We start from the raw sequence: 21,457 nt of genomic DNA on the forward strand, positions 1-21,457 counted from the left end.
GGTACCGCCTCCTGGTCGAATCCCCCCGTCATCCCCCAATGCGATGATTACCCCTGGGCACAGGCACCAAACGGCGAGGAGATCATTGGTGACATTCGACGTACTCGCATTGGTTGCTTTCGCCGGGCTACTCGGGCCGCTGCTGGCGGCACGCGAAGGCTGGCATATCCCGGTAGTCGTAGGCGAGTTGGCGGCAGGTGTCATTCTCGGGGTCACCGGATTCGGATTGCTCGATGCGACTGACCACACTTTCACGTTCATGGCCGATATCGGTTTTGCGTTGACGATGTTGGTGGCAGGCTCGCACGTCCCCGTTCGCGATCCTGCGGTTCGGTCGGCGATGGGTAAAGGCGCGGTCCGCGCAGTGATGGTCGGGGTTCTGGCCGCTGTCGCCGGGTACGCGGTGGCATCGGTTTTCGATACCGGTCACGCCGCTCTGTACGCCGTGCTCATCGCGTCTTCGTCTGCAGCACTTATTCTTCCGATCGTAGATTCACTCGAGCTCGGCGGAACGTCCGTTCTGCAGATGACGGCACAGATAGCCATCGCCGACACGGCATGCATCGTGGCGGTGCCGCTCGTAATCGATCCCGGGAACGCGGTGCGTGCGGGATTCGGTGCATTCGCCGTCATCGCCGCTGCGGTCGTGCTCTATTTCGGGCTCCGGTCATTCCACCGCTCCGGAGCGTGGCGGCGGCTCCACAAGTTCTCGGAAAAGCGAAAGTTCGCTCTCGAACTGCGGATCAATCTGGTGATCCTGTTCTCTCTGGCGGCGCTGGCAACCAGTACTCATGTATCCGTCATGCTCGCGGGCTTTGCTTTCGGTTTGGTCCTTGCGGCGATCGGTGAGCCCCGGCGCCTGGCGAAACAGCTCTTCGCCGTCACGGATGGCTTTTTTGCGCCGCTGTTCTTCGTGTGGCTCGGCGCTTCCATCAATCTTCGGGACCTCGTCAGCAATCCGTCGTCCATCTGGCTCGGTGTGTCTTTAGGCATGGCAACGCTCGTAGTGCATGCCGTGGTTCGGGTAATGGGTTTACCTCTTCCGCTCGGCATATTGTCTGCTGCGCAGCTCGGTGTTCCCGTTGCCGCGGTAACGGTTGGCTCGCAGCTCGGCGTGCTCGGCGACGGTGAGCCTGCAGCAATTCTGCTGGGCGCGATGATCACCGTCGGTGCCGCGACATTGGCCGGTGCACGTGCGGCACGGTCGGGTCGATTACTGGCAGGGAAACGGTAAAACCTTCATCGCCGCAACCTATTTTCGGTTCTCATGAAAACGCGCACAAAGTCAGTTATCCAAAGTATTAAGGTACTTGTCCCCCGCGACTCTCCGAACAAATCAACCTGGTGATTGTTAGTTTTTCTTCGCTGGAATTCAATGCCAAAATAGGTGTCATGCGCACCCCTGTCCATCTACCAACAGGGGGTAACTCATGGAATTTGCTCAATGAGTGGTACCACGAGGAGCACGACTACGAATGGATGAAACGCCACCGCTCCAGCCGCGCGATTCAGCCTCTCTGTCGCGCCTTGCTCGGCATCATGTCGATGATCTTCGGCCTTACCGCGCTCGTTAAACTCGTCGGGCCCGACGCGCCGCCGACAACACTCGGGAAATACCTGGGGGCGATCGTTGTCGCCAGTTGTTTTGTCATCGCGGGGCTTTGGTTCACTCGCCCCTTTCCCGGACAGCGTGGGCTTATCGCCTTCGCAATTTTTGCCGACATCGGTCTTGCTGGGGCGGTTCTCATGGTGACTGATCGCGATTCAGCGACTTTCGGCTGTATCGCCTTTGCCGTGAGTGGCACTTACGCGACATTGTTCGTCAGCGCTAAATGGCTTCTGGGCCACGTGGCCTGGGCTACCGGCGTCAGCATCATCGTTTTTGTTCTCGCTTTCGGCGCGGGAACAGTCGACCACAGCACACTCCTTGCCCGCGCATTGGTCCTCTTTGCCGCAGTAACACTTCTCCCGATCTTCTCGCATCTGACGTGGCGCATGATGTATCGAGATGCCCGCGAATCGGACCACGACCCCCTGACCGGTCTATTCAACCGTCGTGGACTCGACGCGGCAGTTACGGTTCTGTTCGATCAGGCCCGCGATGATGCGTGGTGTCTTGCATTCATCGTGGTCGATATCGACAAGTTCAAGTTGGTCAACGATGTACACGGGCACCCCGCAGGCGATCGGGTAATCCAGAGAACAGCCAACCGACTCAGCGCTCACCTCGGTCAGCGGGCCGTAGTCGGTCGAGTCGGCGGTGAAGAGTACCTCGCAGTCATATCGGGGCCACCCGAGATGATCATTACGTTGACCGAAGGTATTGTTCCGGCACTCTCCGATTACCCGGACCCGATACGCACAACGGTGAGCGTCGGAGTGGCGATCATGCCAACCGAGTCGAAGGCATGGACGGGTGGATCGTCAGCAATCTCGGTTGCGTCGAACGTCGCCGATTCGATGATGTACCAAGCGAAGGCTGCCGGAGGAAACGGCGTCCGAACCACCAGTATCTGAGCTGAAACTGCACTGAGGGACTGATTGCCATGCCTTCCCGATCTTGAATGCGAGAATGAACCACATGTCCAGTTCGGAAAGCGTGCGTTCGAGGAACACCTCGTGGCGCACGCTCAAGGAATGGTTCGACGAACCACACGATTACGAGTGGATAAGTAACCAACGATCAAGTCGCGCTATCGCGCCGATCTTCCGTGGCCTGCTTGGCGTAATGACTGCCATCCTCGGATCGGGCGCATTCTTCAAATTGATCGGACCCGATGCACCGACAGCCAGTGCCGGAAAATTCCTGTCGGTCTGCATGGTCATCGGATCGCTTATCGTCATGACCTGTTGGTTCACGCTGCCATTTCCCGGTAGACGCGGACTGCTCGCATTCGGCATATTCGCCGACCTCGGAATCGCGTCGGCAATTCTTCTTGTCCCCGACCGCGACTCGGCATTGTTCGGGTGCATCATCTTTGCGATAAGCGGTACCTTCGCAACGCTGTTCGTCAGTGCGAGATGGCTTATGGCGCACGTAATCTTTGCAACGTCGATCACCACCCTCATCCTCGTGCTCGCCTATCAACAAGGAACCGTCGACCCCACGACCATCGCGGCACGCGCCACCGTTCTACTTGGAGCCGTAACCGTCGTGCCGATTTTCTCGCATTTGACGTGGCGAACCCTCTACCGCGATGCCCGCGATTCCGATCGTGATCCTTTGACCGGACTGTTCAACCGCCGCGGCCTCGACGCTGCGGTTATCGATTTGTTCGATTCGGCCCGGGTACAGGAAAAATGCCTGGCATTCATAGTCGTCGACATCGACAAATTCAAAATGGTCAACGATCTTCACGGGCATTCCGAGGGCGACCAAGTAATTATTCGCACTGCCAACCGCTTGAAGACGCATATAGGAGATCAGGGCGTCGTAGGGCGGGTGGGCGGCGAAGAGTACCTGGCTGTCATTTCAGGATGTCACGAAGAAATTGGCACGTTGATCGACGGCATCACTTCTGCAATTTCGGATCATTCCGATCTCGTCCCGACCACCGTGAGCGTCGGGGCAGTGATAATGCCGGCGGGGTCGAAGGCCTGGACCGGTGGATCGTCCGCAATATCTGTGGCATCGAATGTCGCGGACTCGATGATGTATCAAGCGAAGGCCGCCGGAGGAAACAGTTTGCGGGCTACGGAAATCTGACGAATGAATGAATATGGCTGCCTGATTCAGTCTTCGTTGCGGCAAAATATTCTTCCAAATTCGCCGCATCCAGGGGCTTGCTGATGTAAAAGCCCTGAACAAGTTGGCACCGCGCGGCTTGAACACGTCGCAATTGCACTGCCGTTTCGACGCCTTCAGCCAACGACTTCATCCCTAGTGTTCCGGCAAGTTCGACCACCGATTGCACCACCGCCATCGGCTGGTCGGCACAGTCGACGATAAACACGCGGTCGATCTTGAGGACGTCGATGGGCAGCCTCTGCAAAGTCGCGAAAGACGAGTATCCGGTACCGAAATCATCCAGAGCTACGGTGACCCCCAGCTCGCGCAATCGGTGCAGATCTGCGACAGCCCGATCGTCGACGACCCCGGTCTCGGTAATTTCGACCTGCAACAAATGCGGTTCGAGTCCGGTGGTTCTCAATACATCGACAACGGTGGCAAGAAAGCCCGTGGACACCAGCTGAACGGATGAGACGTTGACGGTGACCGCGATGCCGTCTGGCCAATTCGCGGCAGCCGTACAGGCAAGCGCCAAGGCCCGAGCCCCGAGCGGAATGATCATCCCGGTTTCTTCAGCCACTCCGATGAACTGGCGTGGTCCGAGCTGACCTCGCACAGGATGGTTCCACCGAATCAATGCCTCGAACGCCACCACCTGACCGGTCACCGCGTCTACCTGGGGCTGATAGTGAAGTTCGAATTGGTCGGCCGCGATTCCACGGGCGAGCTCCTGTTGAGCGGTGGCACGCTCCGATGCCCGCGCCCGCAGCGCCGGGGAGAATCGGCCCACCCGGTTCCGTCCTGTCGACTTGGCCTCGTACAGGGCAAGATCAGCGAGCATGACCAATTCGTCGACGTCGGCGGAGTCATTCGGGTTGGTCGCGAAGCCGATGGTCGCGCGTACCTCGATCCGGTTGCCGTCGACGAAGAACGGATCGTGCAGGACGTCGAGATATCGTTCGAATGCGCCTCGCTCGCTCTGGCCTGCGGGCATCCGGGCGATGAATCCGAACTCGTCACCACCCATGCGCGCGCACACATCCGAATCCGCTACGGCACACAGTCGCTCGGTGACCGCGAGCAGCAACCCGTCTCCCACCGGATGTCCGAGCGTGTCGTTGACGGATTTGAAGTTGTCGAGGTCGAGGATCGCGACGTGCACCTGACCTTCCGCACGGTCCGCGATTGCCTGCTCCAGCGCTTGTCCGAATGCTCGCCGGTTTGGCAGTCCCGTCAGGGCGTCGGTCTCCGCCTGCCGCAAAATATCCTGTTCGCGGACATACCACTCGGTGATGTCGGAACCGACGCCGCGCCAGCCGAGCATTTCACCGTCCTCGCGGATTCGTGGCTTTGCGGAGAGCGACCACCAACGGCAAACGCCGTCGACGCGGACTGACACCACCAGATCACCGAAGGGCACCTGGCGTTCGAACTTGTCGACCAACAGATCAACTGCCTTCCGGCCCTCCGCGCTGGAGGTGATGGCAAGTTGGTCGAGCATCTGATCGAAAGTCCTGTCCTGTAGCTCGCCAACCGCTAACCCCGTTACCTCGGCGAACCGGGGCGACGTGTGGGTGAAGCGTCCCGCAGCGTCGACTTCCCACAGCCAGTCGCGTGATCCACCTTCGAATCCGTCGAGCAACAAGGCCACTGTCTGACGTTCCGATTCGGCTTGCATCTCGGCGAGCCACCTCCGCTTGAACGACGCGGACAGATACAGCGCACCGATTGTGAGTGCAAACGTGTAGATCACCAGTTGAAGCATCAAGACCGAGAGATACGGCTTCGTGTGGGACAGGAAGATGATGAACAACCCAGCACCGTGGATATATATCCAGGTCAGACTGGCTGAACGAAGCGTATAGAAATTGATGGTTCCGGCGCCCATGAGACCGGCCATTGTCGCGATCAGGATCACGTCATCGGTTGCCGTCTCGGAAAACAGCAGCGCGAACAGAACGACGTCGAGGACTCCGAGAACTACAACCTCGAACATCAGACCGATGTAGTCCCGGCGAACAGATCGTTGCGCTCGCTTCTGGCGCAACGAGACCCACGTGTAAGTCGAGTTCAGGAAGACAAGAAGAATCGCCACCGCGCCGACCCAGCGAATCAGGTGCTGCTCCGGAGGAATGACAAACACGAGCACCGAACTGATGCCGGCCATGATGGCAAAGTTCGCCAACGGTGCGACGGTGACGGCCTCGTCTACCTGGCGGCGGAAGAAGTCGCTGCGCTCGGATTCCGGCAATGCGGCCCGGCGACTTGTTTGTCGGACAGAACTCAACATTCAGGCGGCCTGAGACCGTGGCGGATCGCAGCCGGACGCTGGTGTCCGGGCATCGGTTCCTCCTTTGTCGCCATACCGATCGGATTGCCGGTTGAATGGAGCTTTCCAGACTTTTTGGCTGTTTCTTCGCTCGACGTTAGCCGACTGCGAGTTTCCAGTTCCCGAAGATCGCCATTTCTCGACGTGAACGACGCAAAGCAGTTGTCAGTCGGAGGCAGGAATTCCGCTCGTTCGATCGTCGGACCCGACCGGTATCCGCGGAATCCGGCCGGTCGCGAACAGCGCCGCGACGGCAAGGAACGCTGCGACGGCAAAAGCAACACGCAGAGCTTCGAGTCTGGCCTCGGAATTGACGTCGACGATCGCCGCAGAAGTCTGCTCGTTCACGCCGGCCTGCGCCAAGGAGTCTTGAAGTTGGGTGGTCGAGAGGAATGGAACACCGGACACCATATTCGTCGTGGCTTGTTGCTGTACCGCTGCTGGAACAGCCGGATTGTCCTCGATCCCGGCAATTGCCGACGTTGTCAGTGTTGCGATCAGCACCGATCCGATCAACGCCGTTCCCAGCGACGCACCGAGGTTGGTTGCAGTGTTCTGTAATCCACCTACTTCTGCGCTCTTGTCGTCCGGCAGCGCCGACACCGTGACGGCTCCGAGTTGTGACGACAGCGCCCCCAAACCGAACCCGAGGAACAACATCGGAACCATCACGATCGCGGCATTTGCGCCCGGATCCATCCCGGCAACCAACAACAGGATGCCGACAATCATCGACAACAACCCGATGCGGACGACGCGACGGGGATTCGCCGTCGGCCGGAGCTTCGGAATTCCGATCGCGGCCAGTACCAGGGCTGCCGACAACGGCAGGATTCGCACCCCGGTCTCGAGTGCGCTCAGTTCGAGAACCACGGACAGGAAAAGCGGCACCGCAAAAAACACGCCCGCTTGAACGAGGAATTGGGCAAAGAACATCGAAAGCCCACCAGTCAGTTGCCGATTCCTCAGCATGTCCGGATCGACAAGTGGTTCCTTGCCTACACTGACCAACCACGCTTCCCAGCGGAGGAAGCCGTAGACAACCAACATCCCACCGAGCAACAACCACACGACCGGCGACATCCCCAGCATCTCCGGCCCTTGAGGTTTGGCCTGCAACCAACCCCATTCACTCGAACGCAGAACACCGAAAACGATCATGCCGAGGCCTGCCACTGACAATAGGGAACCCACACCGTCGAGGTGGCCCTTGGTGGGGGCAACATCGGCAACCTTTCGCAACACCAACAAGATCGCAACTACAAGGACGACCTCGCCGAGGAAGACATACCGCCACGACGCGAAAGTTGTGACAGCGCCCCCGATCAGTGGTCCGACGGCAACTGCCATCGCTCCGGCGGCCGCTACCAATCCGTATGCTGCCGGACGCTTTTCCGCCGAGAAATTTGATGCCACCAGCGCCACGATCGCCGGCATGATCAATGCCGCACCGATCCCCTCGAGGAGCGACCATCCGATCAGCAACACGGCAAGATTGGGCGCGATCGCCGTCGTGAACGACCCGACCCCGTAGATGACCAGCCCCAACCCGAAGGCCCGCCGCCGGCCGATCATCGAACCGACCTTGCTGCCCGTGATCATCAGGGTCGCCATCACCAGGGTGTACAGCGTGATAGCGGTTTGGATACCGGTAATTGTGGTCCCGACATCGGCGGCCACGGTCGCCATCGAGACGTTCATGACCGAACTGTCGAGAGTCATCAAGAATTGGCCGCATGCCAACACTGCGAGGACCAAACCAGAACCTGCTTGTGTTGCCGATGTCTGCGCACGGGTCATCGCGAGGGAATACCCGAACATGTGTTCTTTCAAGCAGGGCGATTTTTGTCTGCCCACGCACCTACGTCGCCGCGTTCCAACGCCACCGCGAGTAACTCCGGGAACTTGTCCGGCGTACACGCAAAAGCAGGAATGCCCAGCCCGCCCAAAGCGGCGGCGTTGTCGTGATCGAACGAGGGTGCACCGTCGTCGGAGAGCGCCAGCAACACCACCACCTGCACTCCTGCTGCTTTCATCGCGGCCATTCGTCGAAGCATCTCGTTGCGAATTCCGCCCTCGTACAGATCGGAGATGAGCACGAACATCGACTCGGACGGCCGTGAGATCAACGACTGGCTGTAGGCGATCGCTCGGTTGATGTCGGTGCCGCCGCCCAACTGAGTTCCGAACAGCACGTCCACCGGATCCGCTAATTTCTCCGTCAGGTCAACCACCGCGGTATCGAAGACCACCAGCGACGTCTTCAGTGCGCGCATCGACGCCAGGACTGCGCCGAAGACGGAGGCGTAGACAACACTGGACGCCATCGAACCCGATTGGTCGATGGCCAGTACCACGTCACGTTGTACGGCCGTGGATTTCCGTCCGTAGCCGATCAGTCGTTCCGGCACCACAGTGCGATACTCGGGCAGGTAATTCTTCAAGTTCGCCGCGATGGTGCGGTTCCAATCGATGTCTCGCAGCTTCGGATTGGACGTCCGGGCAGCACGATTGAGCGCTCCGGTCACCGCTGCTCTGGTCTTCTGAGCAATGCGCTCCTCCACTTCGCGCACCACCTTGCCCACCACCATCCGGGCGGTGGCCTTGCTGGCTTCCGGCATCACCTGATTGAGGCTGAGCAGGGTGCCCACCAAGTGCACATCAGGTTCGACGGCGTCGAGCAGTTCCGGTTCCAGCAGCAGGTGCGTCAGTCCGAGTCGTTCTATCGCGTCCTTCTGCATCACCTGAACCACGGTGCTGGGAAAGTAGGTACGGATATCGCCGAGCCACCGTGCAACTTTTGGCGCCGACGCACCCAACCCCGCTGAGCGCCGAGTTCCCTTCGTTGGCTTCGAACTGTCGTAGAGAGCGGCCAGAGCGGCATCCATCTGCGAGTCTCCCGGCAAGCCGAGTCCGCCCGTCGACTCCTCTGCGGATTCACCCAGCATCAAGCGCCATCGCCGCAGCCGCTGCTCGTCTTCGCTCATGCGTTGACCCCCAAGATATCCGAAACGACAGCCATCGCTGCCCGGCCACGTCGTGCATCGGTCTCGGCTGAGGTCTCGGTGACACGGCCACCGCGCACGGCCTGTCCGATCGCGCGCCGCTCCCCCGCCTCGAATGCACCGAACGTCCGGCGCAGCAACGGGAGGGTGTCGATGAAATCCTGCTCACGCAGCTGCCCAACCCAACTGTCGATCAAGTCCAGTAGCGCTCGATCGTGCACCAGGACCAGCCCACCGCCGCCGAGGAAACCGTCGACCCACCCTGCCTTGTCCACTGGCGCGCTACCGATGGACAGCGCCCGTGACAACCGCTGCGCCGCATCGACCTCCGAAATCGATCCGGCATCACGGAGCAATCGGACCATCCGACCCGTCAGAATCCCGTTGACGTCGTCACGGTCGATGAGACCTGAGACCACCTTCAGCCATCGCACGATGGACTCCGGATGGTCGCGCATCAACACGGCCGCGTGCACCTTGTCGAGATGATCACGGAACTCTTCGGCGCTCGCGTCGTCAAGTCCGGTAACCGCCACCGGCAGGCCGGTGCAGATTCGAACCAACAGTCCGTCGGCAACTTCCGTCAGAGCAGATACGTCGGTACCGCGCACGTCACCGTAGCGCAGGGTGCGTGTGAGTATCGGCAGCGCTGCCATCAGGTGTGTTACGTCATGATCAAGAGCTGCAACAGTTTTGACACTCGTCAGCACCCGGGTCAGCGCGTCCGGAAGATCAGCGAGGAGGCACTGTTCCAAGAGTTCGATCAGCGCAGCGAGCGCAATATCGGGTGCCTGAACTCGTGCCTCGATTTTGGCCGCAGCTCCGACCGATACCGTTGTTCCCCACAGCGATGCCTCGATCACCGACACCGCAAATTCCGGCTTCCATTGCAATGCCCACGTTTCCCGGAAGGTACCCGTAGAACGCACTTCGTCCTCTGCCGGCACACCCCAGTCGATATCGAGGAGAGCCAACCTGTGCAGGAATCGTGAACGCTCGACGTCGATGTCGCGGCGCAAGTCCAGATCAAGGTTCTTCGCGCCCGCCTGTTGCTTGAGACGCAGCGTTTTTGCCCTGGCCCGCAAGTCTGCTTCCAGCGGAACCGTCGGAGTTTCTTCAGGCACTTCACCCAAAGACTCGCCGACCACCAATTTTCGGGTGATCAGATCGAGCAGCACGTCGTTACCGTCGCACATCACCGACCTTGTCGCCTCTGTCACTTCCGACAAGCCGGCCAGAGGCCGAGAGCGTATGACTGCCAATGCTTCTGCCAGTCTCACCGCTTCGATGACGTGTGCACTCGAGATCGGCAGATCTTCGGCGCGAAGCACCCGGGCAACCTTGGTCAGCCAGCGGGCAACAGTCTTGTCCTGCGCTGTGAACAGGTGGTGATACCAACCCGGCGAGGTGATCCCCGCGCCGTACCCCGATACGGACGCCAGTCGCGAATGCGTCCAGGGAACCCACGTCAACGACGTCTTGATCTTGGTCATTCCCTTGAGGATTCGAGCATCCACCGAAGCGGGACCGAGCGGGCCCACCAACGCGGGCGCATGCCACGCACCGCACACGACGGCCACTCGCTGCGCGCCGTCCTTGAGTGTTTTTCGCAGCACCTGACGCATGTACGCCTCACGGTGCGCCGTCTCCTCGTCAATCGGCACGGTCTCCCGAAGTGCCGCCATCGCATCGGTGATCGCATTGAAGACATCCGAGCTGCCTGTACCCGAGTTGGATTCGATGACGGAATCCCACCAACGCTCGGTGTCGTCGTAACCTGCAGCCGCAGCCAACTCGGCTAGTGGGTCTCCTTCACGCGTGCTCAGTTCAGGCCGATCTGCCAACATGTTGTACGCGGGTAGGTCGCAGAAACGTGCCTGCACACCGTTTTTCGCAGACCAGTCAAGGGCCTGCCATTCCGGCGAAAACACCGCAAACGGCCAAAACGCGGCCTTCGACGGTTCGCCCGTCGCATACGCCAACAGAGCAACCGGTGGCGACATGGTTTCCGATGCCGCCAGCATTACCAGTGGATCTGCATCCGATGGACCTTCGATCAGGACAACTTCCGGAGCAAACTCCTCCAACCCGCGCCGAACGGCACGCGCCGAGCCCGGCCCGTGATGACGGATCCCGAAAACTCGGACCCTGCTGTCCTGCATGGCAAATGTCACCCGGTGACCTCGCGGCAGGCCCGGTAGAAGTCGGACCAGTCGCCTCGTTCACGCACCACGGCCTCTAGGTATTCGTTCCACACCACGCTGTCCGCTACCGGGTCCTTGATCACCGTGCCGAGAATCCCGGCCGCGACGTCTGATGCGCGCAGGACACCGTCACCGAAGTGCGCGGACAACGCCAAGCCGTTGGTGACTACCGAAATCGCCTCTGCTGTTGACAGCGTCCCGGATGGGGACTTCAGCTTTGTCCGACCATCTGCCGTGGTGCCGGAACGCAATTCGCGAAATACGGTGACGACTCGACGAATTTCCTCAGCCGCTGCCGGAACAAGAGGCAACTCCAGCGCCGCACCCAATTGTTCGACCCGCCGGGCCACAATGGCCACCTCGTCTTCCTCGCTGGCAGGCAGAGGCAGAACGACGGTATTGAATCGTCGACGCAATGCGGAGGACAGATCGTTGACACCACGGTCGCGGTCGTTGGCAGTGGCGATGAGGTTGAAGCCCTTGGCCGCCTGCACTTCCATACCCAATTCGGGCACGGGAAGCGTCTTCTCGGACAGGATCGTGATGAGAGCGTCCTGCACGTCGGCCGGGATGCGCGTCAACTCCTCGACTCGAGCGATCTTCCCGGTTTCCATCGCGTTCATCACCGGCGAGGGCACCAACGCGCCGGCGGTAGGGCCTTCGGCGAGCAGACGCGCGTAGTTCCAGCCGTACCGGATGGCTTCTTCGGGTGTGCCGGACGTGCCCTGAACCAAGAGCGTCGACGCCCCCGATATCGCAGCCGAAAGGTGCTCGGACACCCAGGTTTTAGCGGTTCCCGGCACTCCGAGCAAGAGCAGTGCGCGGTCGGTCGCGAGCGTCGCGACGGCGACTTCCATCAGCCGACGCGGGCCCACGTACTTGGGAGAAATGACGGTACCGTCCTCGAGAGTGCCGCCCAGCAGGTACGTGACGACCGCCCAGGGTGAGAGGTTCCACGACGGTGGCCGCGGACGCGTGTCGGCCGCCGCCAGTGCGGCTAACTCATGTGCGTATTCCTGCTCGGCGTGCGGACGCATCAGTGAGGTCGGATCAACAGTGGCACTCATGTGAGCTCCTCGAGCAGTGTCTTGCGGTGGACAATGGCGTTGGCGGTCTTGACAAAAGCTTGCTGCCAGTCGAGATCACGGGCACGTTCCGCAGCTCGGCCGAGCACGGTTACTGCGCTGTACGGGAAACTGGCCTGCGCAAGACGCAGCGACTCGGAGTACTTGTAGCGGGAGAACTCGGCAGATCTGGCCCCGCCATCTGCACGCCTGGCCGCGGCGCGTTCCCACTGCGCCACCACGGAGGCTGTGATGTCGTCCGGCCACGGGCGAGGCAGCGTCTGGAAGATCGCCGCCCGGTCCGGATGCAGGATGTTCGCGTCACCAGTTCCAGACAAGAGGAGATCGGCCAGATCGCGCGGCGGAATCATCGGGAGCAGGCGCCTGTCGGTGGACAGACCACGCGTGCGGAAAATCGCCTGAGCCCATTCCGAGTTATGTTGGAGTACAGCGGCCGTGGACCAGGCGTCGTGAAGGATCGGTTCCCAGGTTCGGTCGAGACTCAGGTTCAGAACTGCCGACGGTTGACCGATCATGTTGTTCCACAAAGATAGTGGAGCTGCACTGATCGCCTGCCGTACGTACTCGGCGCGGTAATCGGTGTGTGGGTTGGGCCGATCCTCGATCCCGTCGCGCTTCGCAGCCGCATCGATTTCTTCGGGGGCCTCGACCACAAGTCGCACACCGGACTGTGTTCGTTCGATCCGCACCCATTCCTGGACGCGCCGAGCCATACGTTCACCGAAAAGCGACTGCGGCAGTCGGGCGAGAACCGTCGCTGCTTCACGCCGGACATCCTTGCGCCTGTCGTCGAGGGCGCGTTCGAGCAAGGGCACGTCATCGGCACTCAATCCGGTGACGAGAGCTGCGACAAACGCTGCTTTGTGTTCTCCCCGTTCCGTTTCCCAGGATTGTGTCAGCTCTTCCGACGCCTGCGCCGGCTCGCTCCGGCGGGTATCGGCCAACCACCGGAGGCGTTCTGCCGGCGTTCCGTGCCGCCACCCGTCGACGCCGCCGCCGCGGTTACGAATCAGCATGGACCACTCGGGATTTCGGGCAGTTAGCCACTGCCCGCGCTCGCCGACGATTCGCAGGATTCTCTCACGGTAGACCTCACTGGCTCGTGCATAGGCCAGTAATTCTGCGACCAGATGATCCGGTGCCCGGAAGTTTCGCTCGAGCGCCAGCGCAAACCACTCGTCGAGTAGCGTCGCCTTGGCGGCCAGCATGGAAAGCAGATGCACAGAAGACGATTCGGGGAGTACCAGCCGCGGGTCGTCCTCCGCGGGCGCAGGCAGGTCGGCAGTGACGGAACCTGCTCCCCCGGCGCGGTAGGCCCTGGCCAGTGCCGCCGCCTCCAGCAGCACTACTGCCGGATCGCCGCCAAGTAGCGTGGAAGCCGAACGGACATCGACCGGGAGATCATCGAAACTCGGTGCTGTACGCGATGTTCCGAGCAGAGCCGCCGACATGAGAGTGCTCACAGTGCCGTCACCTGACCGCTCACGAATACCGAGAATGCCTCGATGTATCGTGCATTCCACGTTCCGCAGACACTCACCGGATACCCGCCGGAGATTCCGAGGAGTGTCCACATCATGCGTGAATCACCTTCTGCCGGAAGCGCTGAACCGGACTTGTCCACCAGAAACCACGATCCGTCGACATACGACGGCGTCACATCGGTGACCACAACCGGCCACGACCGCAACCACGGATCAGCGCTGACTGCGTCGGTGTAGTGCTCCAGCGCCGCCGCAATGTTCCCCGGCGGCAGAGTCGTGAACGGCTCCGCGTCACCATGCGTTGCTCCGAGTCGTGCCCGCAGCGCCGCCGCACCGGGATAGAAGTGCAGGTCTGCGTCGACAACATGTCCGACAGGCGGCACGACACCCGAGAAGTTGGGGGAACCGTGGGAGAAGTCGAGCAAAATCGCCCAGCGTCCCGTAGCTCGCCCCAGGAGCCACGTGGTGCGGGTGAAGAGCCGCTTCTCCTCCGTGATGCGTGAACCCATCACCATCCAGAGTTCGCGAACAGCAGGCAGTTCCATCACACTCTCGGTGGACACCGGGTATCCGACGTGCGCTCGCACCGAATCCCGAAGTGGACCGGGAAGTTGGTCCATTCTCTGATGCGCAACAACAAGGAGATGCAGGCGTACGAGTTCACCCAACACCAGTTCGGGCCAGTTCTCCGCCCCGGCCACCGCCCCGGCCAGCGACCGGAGCGCTCCGGCAACCCCCGGCGCCTGCGCGTCGACCATGCGTGCGGCCACTCCGTCGAGCGCTTCCCAGGAGATATCCATCGATGCCAGGCCACCACGTATCTGGTCGGTGATCCACAGGTCCAATTCGACCAATCCGCTTGCCACTCGTTCGGCGCGTTTCTGGGCTGTGGCCGGATCGGCAACTGCCTTGGCGGCAGGTACCGGTTGCTGTGCGGCCTTCCCCTCCCGTTGTGCCAACCACTCCGCAGCGAAGTCGAGCGGTTCCGATGCCACCGGGACGCGTCCGGTCGACCATTCGAGGAGAAGGCCGAGCGCGTGCTTGCACGGGAACTTGCGGCTGGGGCACGAACACTTGTAGGCGGGACCGCTCAGGTCGACTATCGCCTGGTAAGGCTTCGATCCGCTGCCCTGGCACAGTCCCCAGAGGCCGTTCTCGACCTGCCCGGTCTGCGACCACGAACCGGCCAGTTTTTGCGCAGCTGCCAACGAGGAGGCGTCGGGAGCTACCGATGCCACCTGCCCGGCAGTCCACGGCGAAGTCACTCGAACACCGTAGGTCACGCTGCCGACACCACCGCTTCCAGACGCTTCACCAGCACATACACAAAGCTCGAAAAAACTTGTCGGCATGATGTCGAGAATCCGTGGCTTGCTACGTCCCTGTAGTGAAGTGCGACCAGAATGGGTGGCACCAACCCGAGGAGAAACACGATGGCCAAGTACCTGCTTCTCAAGCATTACCGCGGCGCTCCGGCTTCGGTCAACGACGTTCCCATGGATCAGTGGACACCGGAAGAGATCACGGCCCACATGCAGTACATGCAGGACTTCGCGGATCGGCTCGAGGGGACGGGCGAGTTCGTCGACGGTCAGGCTCTTGCCCCTTCAGGAACATTTGTCCGGTACGACGGCGAGGGTCGACCGCCCGTCACCGACGGCCCGTTCGCGGAGACCAAGGACCTCATCGCCGGCTGGATGGTGATCGACGTCGACAGCTACGACCGTGCCGTCGAACTGGCGGGTGAGTTGTCGGCAGCACCCGGAGCCGGCGGAAAGCCGATCCACGAGTGGCTCGAAGTGCGCCCCTTCTTGACCGCGCCACCCACGATTACCGACTGACTTCGACAGATGAACGACGTCTTGCTTCGGAGCCTCACTCCGAGCGTGCTCGGAATCCTCGTCCGCCGCGGAGCAGATTTCGCGGCGGCCGAGGACGCCGTGCAGGATGCGCTGCTCGAGGCAGTTCGGGTCTGGCCCGACAACCCGCCGCGAGATCCGAAGGGCTGGTTGGTCACCGTCGCCTGGCGGCGATTCCTCGACGCGACCCGAGCGGAGGCTGCTCGCACCAGGCGTGAGCAGCTGCTCGAGGAAGAAGCCGTGCGGGAGTCCGCACCCGCAGTGGACGACACACTCCAGCTCTACTTTCTGTGTGCGCACCCGTCGCTGACGTCGTCATCCGCGGTCGCACTCACGCTGCGGGCTGTCGGCGGGCTGACCACCCGCCAGATCGCGCAGGCTTACCTGGTCCCCGAATCGACGATGGCGCAGCGCATCAGCCGGGCCAAGCGCACCGTATCCGGCGTGCGGTTCGATCAGCCGGGCGATGTCGCCACGGTCCTGCGAGTCCTCTACCTGGTCTTCAACGAGGGGTACTCCGGCGATGTCGACCTCGCTGCCGAGGCCATCCGGCTCACCCGGCAGCTCGCGGCCGCAATCGACCACCCCGAAGTGGCGGGCTTGCTCGCCCTCATGTTGCTCCACCACGCTCGGCGGGCTGCCCGAATCTCGCCCGACGGCAATCTTGTGCCCCTCGCGGAGCAAGATCGCAGCCGGTGGGACACCGCGGCGATCAGCGAGGGCATCACAACCTTGTACGCCGCGCTCGCCCGCGACCGGCTCGGTGAGTACCAGGCTCAGGCCGCTATAGCGGCACTCCACGCTGACGCGCTCACCGCCGAGGAAACCGACTGGGTTCAGATCGTCGAGTGGTACGACGAACTCGAGCAACTCACCGACAGCCCGGTTGTCCGCCTCAACCGAGCGGTCGCCGTGGGAGAGGCTGACGGAGCACGCGCCGGTCTGGCGGCACTGGCAAGGCTGGACAACTCACTGCCCCGCTACACGGCGGTGGCGGCGTATCTTCACGAGCGCGACGGAGACCTCACGACGGCGGCGCACCTGTACGGCGAGGCGGCGCACAAGGCAACCAACCTCGCCGAACGCGACCACCTCACACGCCAGGCTTCCCGGCTCAACTCCCGCCGGAGTGCAGACTGAATTCCTGTCTCAACCGAGAGGGCGTAACACCGATCTACCGAGCAATTCGCACACCTGCAACGCCAGAGCCAGATCCAGCTTGTCACGCCCGACGATGACTGGATCGCCGAGCGCTTTGTTGATGCGGTATTTCACGGTATTGCGGTGCAGATTCATCTGATTGGCGGTATGGAGGTGACTTTCGCCGTTCGCAAAGTACACACTCAATGTTGTGCGCAGGGACGCCGCACCCGGGGTGTCGGCAGCCAGCGGCCCCAACACTTCCCACACCCAGGACTTGGTCGCATCCAGATTGTCCGACAGGAGAGACACCACCGCGATGCCTCGGTCACCAAAACTCACGAGAGGCCGTCCCGGCGTATCCGGCACGGTTGCAACAGAATAGGCGGCGCGCGCTTGCTCATGCGAACGCTTGAACCCGGACATCCCATTCCCGGGAAGACCGATGGCGACGCGGGTGCCACCGTCGAGTGGCACGGATGCCGACAGCACCTGCAGATCCGGTGCCGGAACGCGGCGTCCGAAGGGCAACCACGCCCACACTGTTCGACGGTCGATCGCGGTAACGATCACTGATTTGTCAGCGCCGGCCGCCGCGCCGAGATCACGCACCAGCCGATCCAGGGCATTGAAGCCCAACGCATCGGCATCCCACGTCGACCAGGCAACCACGGCAATGTGGTTCTGGTCCAGCCGATATCCGGTTTCAGACTCGAAACTTCCTGTGTCTGAACCAGTTCCGGACAACAGTGCGTGGATCGCAGCCGAATGCAAGTTGCCCTGTGCGTTGATCCACCGACTTCGCTCCTGTTCGTACGCATCGAAGACGTACAACGTAATCCAGTCGATGTAGCTGTACACCACATCCGAAGTATGTTTCAGGACAGCCAAAGTCAGCCGGGCCGGAATGTCGAGGGCGCTGACCTCGTCATGACAAATCCTCATCAGATCGCCCTGGCCCATGTGATATGCCCGTACCAACGAGTTGGACGGGACATCTCGTTGGGCGAGCCTGAGCGCGTATTCCACTGCCGCAGTCGTGGGCTGGAGATGATCGATGGGGATGTCGTTTGCCAGTACGTGGATGATCGTCGTGACATTTCCCTGCACGCTGGCTTCGAGCATCTCGATCAAATTGGCATCGTTGTCCAACTGGTCGATCTCGTGAGCCATCATCACGCTCATTTCGCGCGCTATTTCAGTGCTACGCGCATCGAGGCGTCGCGCCAATTCTGCAACCACGGCAAGAACTTCCGGTTCGGCGGCAGCCGGCACCCGGGCGAGGCGCCGCCTCGCGACGGCGTCTCGATCCTTGTGCGATGGACCCGTCACAAAACCTCCGCACCCTTCCGCCTGAGATACTTCAGTGCAGATTCGGCCGCGTTGTATCCGCACATTCCGTGCGCCCCGGCCCCTGGCGGCGTCGACGCCGAGCAAAGGTAGGTGCCCTCGATCCCGGTACTGTACGGATCTACAGCGATGCGCGGACGCAAAACCACTTGCAGTTCGGAGTTTGCTCCTCCGATGATGTCGCCGCCCACCTGATTCGGATTGTCCTGTGCCAGATCAGCGGTACTGCGACTCGATGTGGCCACGATCTGATCCCGGAACCCCGGTGCAAACCTTTCGATCTGGCGGATGATCGCCTCCGTAGCGTCGCCGGTATATCCGTGTGGCACATGGGCATAGGCGTACAGCGGATGGATATTCCCGGCAGAGCGGGTGGGATCAGCGAGGTATTGCTGCCCTAAGAGCACAAATGGTCGCTGCGGCATGCGCCCCGCATTCGTCTCACGCTCATTTGCCACAATTTCGTCGAAACCACCTGCCAGATGGACTGTTCCGGCCCGCGCACAATCCGGGTTAGTCCACGGCACATGACCTTCGATCGCAAAATCAACCTTGAAAGCGCCGGGTGCCAACTTGAACTTCCGGTAGGCCTTTGCCACTCGGGCGGGGAGACGATCCCCCAGGATTTCGAGAGCACCAACTGGATTGACATCCATCAGAACAACATCGGCGTCCGGAATCTCGACAGCTGTGCGCACCCGGATACCGGTGTCGATCTTGCCACCATGATCGAGGAGCATCGCCGCTAACGCATCGGTGATGGAGCGTGAACCGCCCTCGGCAACTGGCCATCCGTAGCGGTGACCAGCCGCGGTGATCATCAACCCCACGGCCGATGTGGCCGGACGGTGAAGTGGATAGAAGGCGTGCGCGGCGACCCCACCGAACAAAGCCTTGCCCTTGTCCGTCTTCCACAATTTTGCGGTCACGGTTGCCGGAAGCAGTGCTCGCGGACCGAAAGCCGCAAGCCTGAGCGGATGACGCGGAACGTTCACGATGGGGCGCATCAGGTCGGACGCGAGAGCGTCGAAACCCGTCGACAGGTCGCTGAACATGCGTTGCCATCGCTGCCCGTCCGCGCCGAGCCCCGCCGCGGTCTGCTCCAGCGAGCGATACAGAACACCGGCATCTCCGTTGTCGAGGGGGTGCGCACAGTCCGCCTCGGCCCACCGCCAAATCAACCCGTACCGCTCGAGGTCGAGCTTGGACAGGTACGGCGAACCGATACCCATCGGGTGAAACGCCGAGCAGTGATCGTGGATCAACCCGGGCACGTCGATCGGACCGGAGCGTGTTCCTCCGCCGATCTGGTCGGCGGCCTCGAGTACCTGCACGTCCACACCGCTCCTGGCAAGGTGTACCGCGGCAGCGAGCCCGTTCGGCCCGCTGCCGACAACCACGGCCTTTGTCACTTACCCACCTCTTGCTCGATACTGCTGGTCTTCGTTCGCATCCTCGGCTCGGAGACGACCTGCGGGTCTGTCGCCGCGCGGTCAGCTCGTACGTCCAGTGTCCACTGAACATCGAACGGAATGGGGCCATTCGGCAACCACGGTTGTTCGGCTACCGCGTCGGCCACCTTGAAGGTGCCCCGTTCGATGACGCCCAACGCCGCGTCGATCACCTTGTACTCCTGTGTGCCCTTGTGGATGGGCTGGGATTCGATCCACGTCACCAGGAACTCGCCCGGCGCGAAGTTGCAACGACGCTGAATCGCCGCGATCATCTTCTCGTCGTGCAGATGGCCGTCGCCGAAGTTGAAGGCGACGATGGAGTTGCACATGAATTCGGCCTCCCGCAAGGAGTACGTGTTGATGTCCTCACCGAGGTGCCGGAGCATCAGCGAGAACAGCGCGCGCCCCTGGCTGTGCATCGAACGCCACCCCAACAGCTGATGCAGAACGACGTCGGACACGTCTTCGGGGTACATCGTCATCAACTGATTACGGGTATCGGGCGACGGACGCTTGATGCACTGGTCGATCTTGGCTTCTGCACCCGGCGCGAATGCCCACGTCGCAGACGCCCAGTTGCCGGCGTACTGACGCATGGAGGGCAGGAAGGACACGAGATCGGGTCGAAGATTGCCGAGAATCGGGAAGAAAGCAAGTGCTGCAACAATTCCCACGGTAATCCACGGCGAGGACATGGCACCGAGGCCGTAGCCGTCCCACGCCGGGAAGCCGAGGAACAGGAACGCCGCCGCGTAGGCAAACAGCAGGTTCCATTCCAGTGGAACAGCCAACGGGAAGGTCGACGCGATGAACAGGTGGAATCCGACCATGAGAATTACGGCAAGAATGGTCAGGGTCTTGTTGGTGGAGAACAGCAGGATCAACGGTGTGACGATCTCGACCATCGTTCCCGCCACGTGTGCAACGCCGCCACCGAGGTGTGAGGGCCGCAGGTCTTCGGGGAAATTACGGTAGTGCGCGCGCTTGATCTTCTTCGAGGGAATCCACGGTGTATTACTCAACATCGGCGGAACCACCAGTGAGAAGTGGCGACCGAACTTCGAGATACCGGCTCCGATCCACACCATGACGATCAGCAACTTGAGCGCCAGGATCATGTCGACGAACGGCAGGAACGTGAAGAAGAAAATAGCCGGCAGGTACTGCTCGCTGCGCGCGGCGATGAACGGGACCTTGTCGCGCAGACCAAGAATCGCCATGAGGACCAGGAACGAGTACAGGGCGGTCGGGCGTACCAGTCCGGCGTTATCGGCGATCGCCGCGTCGATTCCCGTGGTGTGCACTCCTGGAAGCACTGTGGCAACAAGAAGATTGGCAACAGCGGCGACGTAGATGAGCACGTCGAACACCGTCCGGGTGTCGCCGGAAGTGAGTGGAACCTTGCCCGGCCACGGTGGCAGGCGAATCGTTCCCGGCCGAATCCAGTAGAGGACGCCACCGGTCATCGGCTTGAAGTGACCGGCCAGCGGGCCCCACGAACCTGCCAGGCCCAGCATCTCGAGCATCATCGTCCACAGGATCAGCTTTTGGTAGACGATGGGCTGATTCCACCAAGATCCTGGATCAACCCAGGAAAGACCGGAAGTCAATGTCGCAACTGCCGTTCCGGCCAATAGGTAGAGGAACAGCAACTTCATGATGTAGACGGTGTGGACCATCTTCGGTGTCCCGAAGCCGTAATCCACCCAGTGCGTGGACATGTCGCCAAGGCGCTCGAGGAAGGGCTTGTCCATGAACGTGGCCGGGTCGACGGGAGGGAAGTTTCCTTCTTTGAATCCCATGGTGTGCTCCTGATG

At 61.4% G+C, this 21,457-nt stretch carries 15 protein-coding genes; 5 read left to right on the top strand and 10 right to left on the bottom strand.

Going from position 1 to position 21,457, the window contains the following annotated elements; translation table 11 throughout:
• Positions 1–88 precede the first annotated feature (88 nt).
• From R4P64_RS01705 to R4P64_RS01715, 3 genes are all read left to right on the top strand, one after another.
• A complete protein-coding gene (locus R4P64_RS01705) occupies positions 89–1,234 on the top strand; it encodes a cation:proton antiporter (protein WP_317819010.1) in 1,146 nt (381 codons plus the stop codon).
• A gap of 158 nt (positions 1,235–1,392) precedes the next feature.
• A complete protein-coding gene (locus R4P64_RS01710) occupies positions 1,393–2,517 on the top strand; it encodes a GGDEF domain-containing protein (protein ID WP_317819011.1) in 1,125 nt (374 codons plus the stop codon).
• Positions 2,518–2,581: 64 nt separating this feature from the next.
• Complete coding sequence (locus R4P64_RS01715; RefSeq protein WP_287162006.1) at positions 2,582–3,706, top strand: GGDEF domain-containing protein; 1,125 nt, start codon at positions 2,582–2,584, stop codon at positions 3,704–3,706.
• Here the strand turns inward: R4P64_RS01715 and R4P64_RS01720 are convergent.
• The 7 genes from R4P64_RS01720 to R4P64_RS01750 form a co-directional block, all read right to left on the bottom strand.
• The gene (locus R4P64_RS01720) at positions 3,693–6,020 is read right to left on the bottom strand and encodes a putative bifunctional diguanylate cyclase/phosphodiesterase (RefSeq protein ID WP_317819012.1); all 2,328 of its coding nucleotides are present in this window, start codon (positions 6,018–6,020) and stop codon (positions 3,693–3,695) included. The two genes, R4P64_RS01715 and R4P64_RS01720, sit on opposite strands and share 14 nt — an antisense overlap.
• A gap of 204 nt (positions 6,021–6,224) precedes the next feature.
• A complete protein-coding gene (locus R4P64_RS01725; RefSeq protein ID WP_317543175.1) occupies positions 6,225–7,859 on the bottom strand; it encodes an MFS transporter in 1,635 nt (544 codons plus the stop codon).
• Between the two features lie 29 nt (positions 7,860–7,888).
• The gene (locus R4P64_RS01730) at positions 7,889–9,046 is read right to left on the bottom strand and encodes a VWA domain-containing protein (protein WP_095887360.1); all 1,158 of its coding nucleotides are present in this window, start codon (positions 9,044–9,046) and stop codon (positions 7,889–7,891) included.
• Entirely contained in the window at positions 9,043–11,226 is a 2,184-nt protein-coding gene (locus R4P64_RS01735) for a DUF5682 family protein (protein WP_317819731.1), read from the bottom strand. Before R4P64_RS01735 ends, R4P64_RS01730 begins: the two co-directional genes overlap by 4 nt.
• Positions 11,227–11,234: 8 nt before the next feature.
• Positions 11,235–12,335, bottom strand: coding sequence for an ATP-binding protein (locus R4P64_RS01740; protein WP_033233672.1), 1,101 nt, complete (start codon positions 12,333–12,335; stop codon positions 11,235–11,237).
• Positions 12,332–13,816 carry a DUF5691 domain-containing protein gene (locus R4P64_RS01745; protein ID WP_317819014.1) on the bottom strand — a complete coding sequence of 495 codons (1,485 nt, stop codon included), beginning with the start codon at positions 13,814–13,816 and terminating at the stop codon, positions 12,332–12,334. The genes R4P64_RS01740 and R4P64_RS01745 overlap by 4 nt, the downstream gene beginning before the upstream one ends.
• Positions 13,813–15,102, bottom strand: coding sequence for an SWIM zinc finger domain-containing protein (locus tag R4P64_RS01750; RefSeq protein WP_287162021.1), 1,290 nt, complete (start codon positions 15,100–15,102; stop codon positions 13,813–13,815). Before R4P64_RS01750 ends, R4P64_RS01745 begins: the two co-directional genes overlap by 4 nt.
• A 168-nt stretch (positions 15,103–15,270) precedes the next feature.
• On the opposite strand from R4P64_RS01750, the gene R4P64_RS01755 reads away from it, so the two are divergent.
• Together R4P64_RS01755 and R4P64_RS01760 are read left to right on the top strand one after the other, a co-directional pair.
• Positions 15,271–15,678 carry a YciI family protein gene (locus tag R4P64_RS01755; RefSeq protein ID WP_045065517.1) on the top strand — a complete coding sequence of 136 codons (408 nt, stop codon included), beginning with the start codon at positions 15,271–15,273 and terminating at the stop codon, positions 15,676–15,678.
• A gap of 9 nt (positions 15,679–15,687) precedes the next feature.
• Positions 15,688–16,836, top strand: a complete 1,149-nt coding sequence (locus R4P64_RS01760; RefSeq protein ID WP_141486837.1) for an RNA polymerase sigma factor — start codon at positions 15,688–15,690, stop codon at positions 16,834–16,836.
• A gap of 9 nt (positions 16,837–16,845) precedes the next feature.
• On the opposite strand, the gene R4P64_RS01765 is transcribed toward R4P64_RS01760, so the two are convergent.
• Genes R4P64_RS01765 through R4P64_RS01775 form a run of 3 tightly spaced genes read right to left on the bottom strand, consistent with a single transcriptional unit; the run spans position 16,846 to position 21,442 of the window.
• Entirely contained in the window at positions 16,846–18,168 is a 1,323-nt protein-coding gene (locus R4P64_RS01765; RefSeq protein ID WP_033233676.1) for a PucR family transcriptional regulator, read from the bottom strand.
• Entirely contained in the window at positions 18,165–19,598 is a 1,434-nt protein-coding gene (locus R4P64_RS01770) for a phytoene desaturase family protein (RefSeq protein ID WP_045065522.1), read from the bottom strand. The genes R4P64_RS01765 and R4P64_RS01770 overlap by 4 nt, the downstream gene beginning before the upstream one ends.
• Complete coding sequence (locus R4P64_RS01775) at positions 19,595–21,442, bottom strand: DUF3556 domain-containing protein (RefSeq protein WP_317819016.1); 1,848 nt, start codon at positions 21,440–21,442, stop codon at positions 19,595–19,597. Before R4P64_RS01775 ends, R4P64_RS01770 begins: the two co-directional genes overlap by 4 nt.
• Positions 21,443–21,457 lie beyond the last annotated feature (15 nt).

It is taken from the genome of Rhodococcus sp. IEGM 1366, from assembly GCF_033142425.1.
In the GTDB taxonomy this organism is placed as follows: domain Bacteria; phylum Actinomycetota; class Actinomycetes; order Mycobacteriales; family Mycobacteriaceae; genus Rhodococcus_F; species Rhodococcus_F globerula.

What these genes read in the sequence shown, in the direction of transcription:
- R4P64_RS01710 (WP_317819011.1), top strand. Translation starts at nt 1,393, where the DNA reads ATGCGCACCCCTGTCCATCTACCAACAGGGGGTAACTCATGGAATTTG.
- R4P64_RS01715 (WP_287162006.1), top strand. Translation starts at nt 2,582, where the DNA reads ATGTCCAGTTCGGAAAGCGTGCGTTCGAGGAACACCTCGTGGCGCACG.
- R4P64_RS01720 (WP_317819012.1), bottom strand. Translation starts at nt 6,020, where the DNA reads ATGTTGAGTTCTGTCCGACAAACAAGTCGCCGGGCCGCATTGCCGGAA.
- R4P64_RS01725 (WP_317543175.1), bottom strand. Translation starts at nt 7,859, where the DNA reads ATGACCCGTGCGCAGACATCGGCAACACAAGCAGGTTCTGGTTTGGTC.
- R4P64_RS01730 (WP_095887360.1), bottom strand. Translation starts at nt 9,046, where the DNA reads ATGAGCGAAGACGAGCAGCGGCTGCGGCGATGGCGCTTGATGCTGGGT.
- R4P64_RS01735 (WP_317819731.1), bottom strand. Translation starts at nt 11,226, where the DNA reads ATGCAGGACAGCAGGGTCCGAGTTTTCGGGATCCGTCATCACGGGCCG.
- R4P64_RS01740 (WP_033233672.1), bottom strand. Translation starts at nt 12,335, where the DNA reads ATGAGTGCCACTGTTGATCCGACCTCACTGATGCGTCCGCACGCCGAG.
- R4P64_RS01755 (WP_045065517.1), top strand. Translation starts at nt 15,271, where the DNA reads ATGGCCAAGTACCTGCTTCTCAAGCATTACCGCGGCGCTCCGGCTTCG.
- R4P64_RS01760 (WP_141486837.1), top strand. Translation starts at nt 15,688, where the DNA reads ATGAACGACGTCTTGCTTCGGAGCCTCACTCCGAGCGTGCTCGGAATC.
- R4P64_RS01775 (WP_317819016.1), bottom strand. Translation starts at nt 21,442, where the DNA reads ATGGGATTCAAAGAAGGAAACTTCCCTCCCGTCGACCCGGCCACGTTC.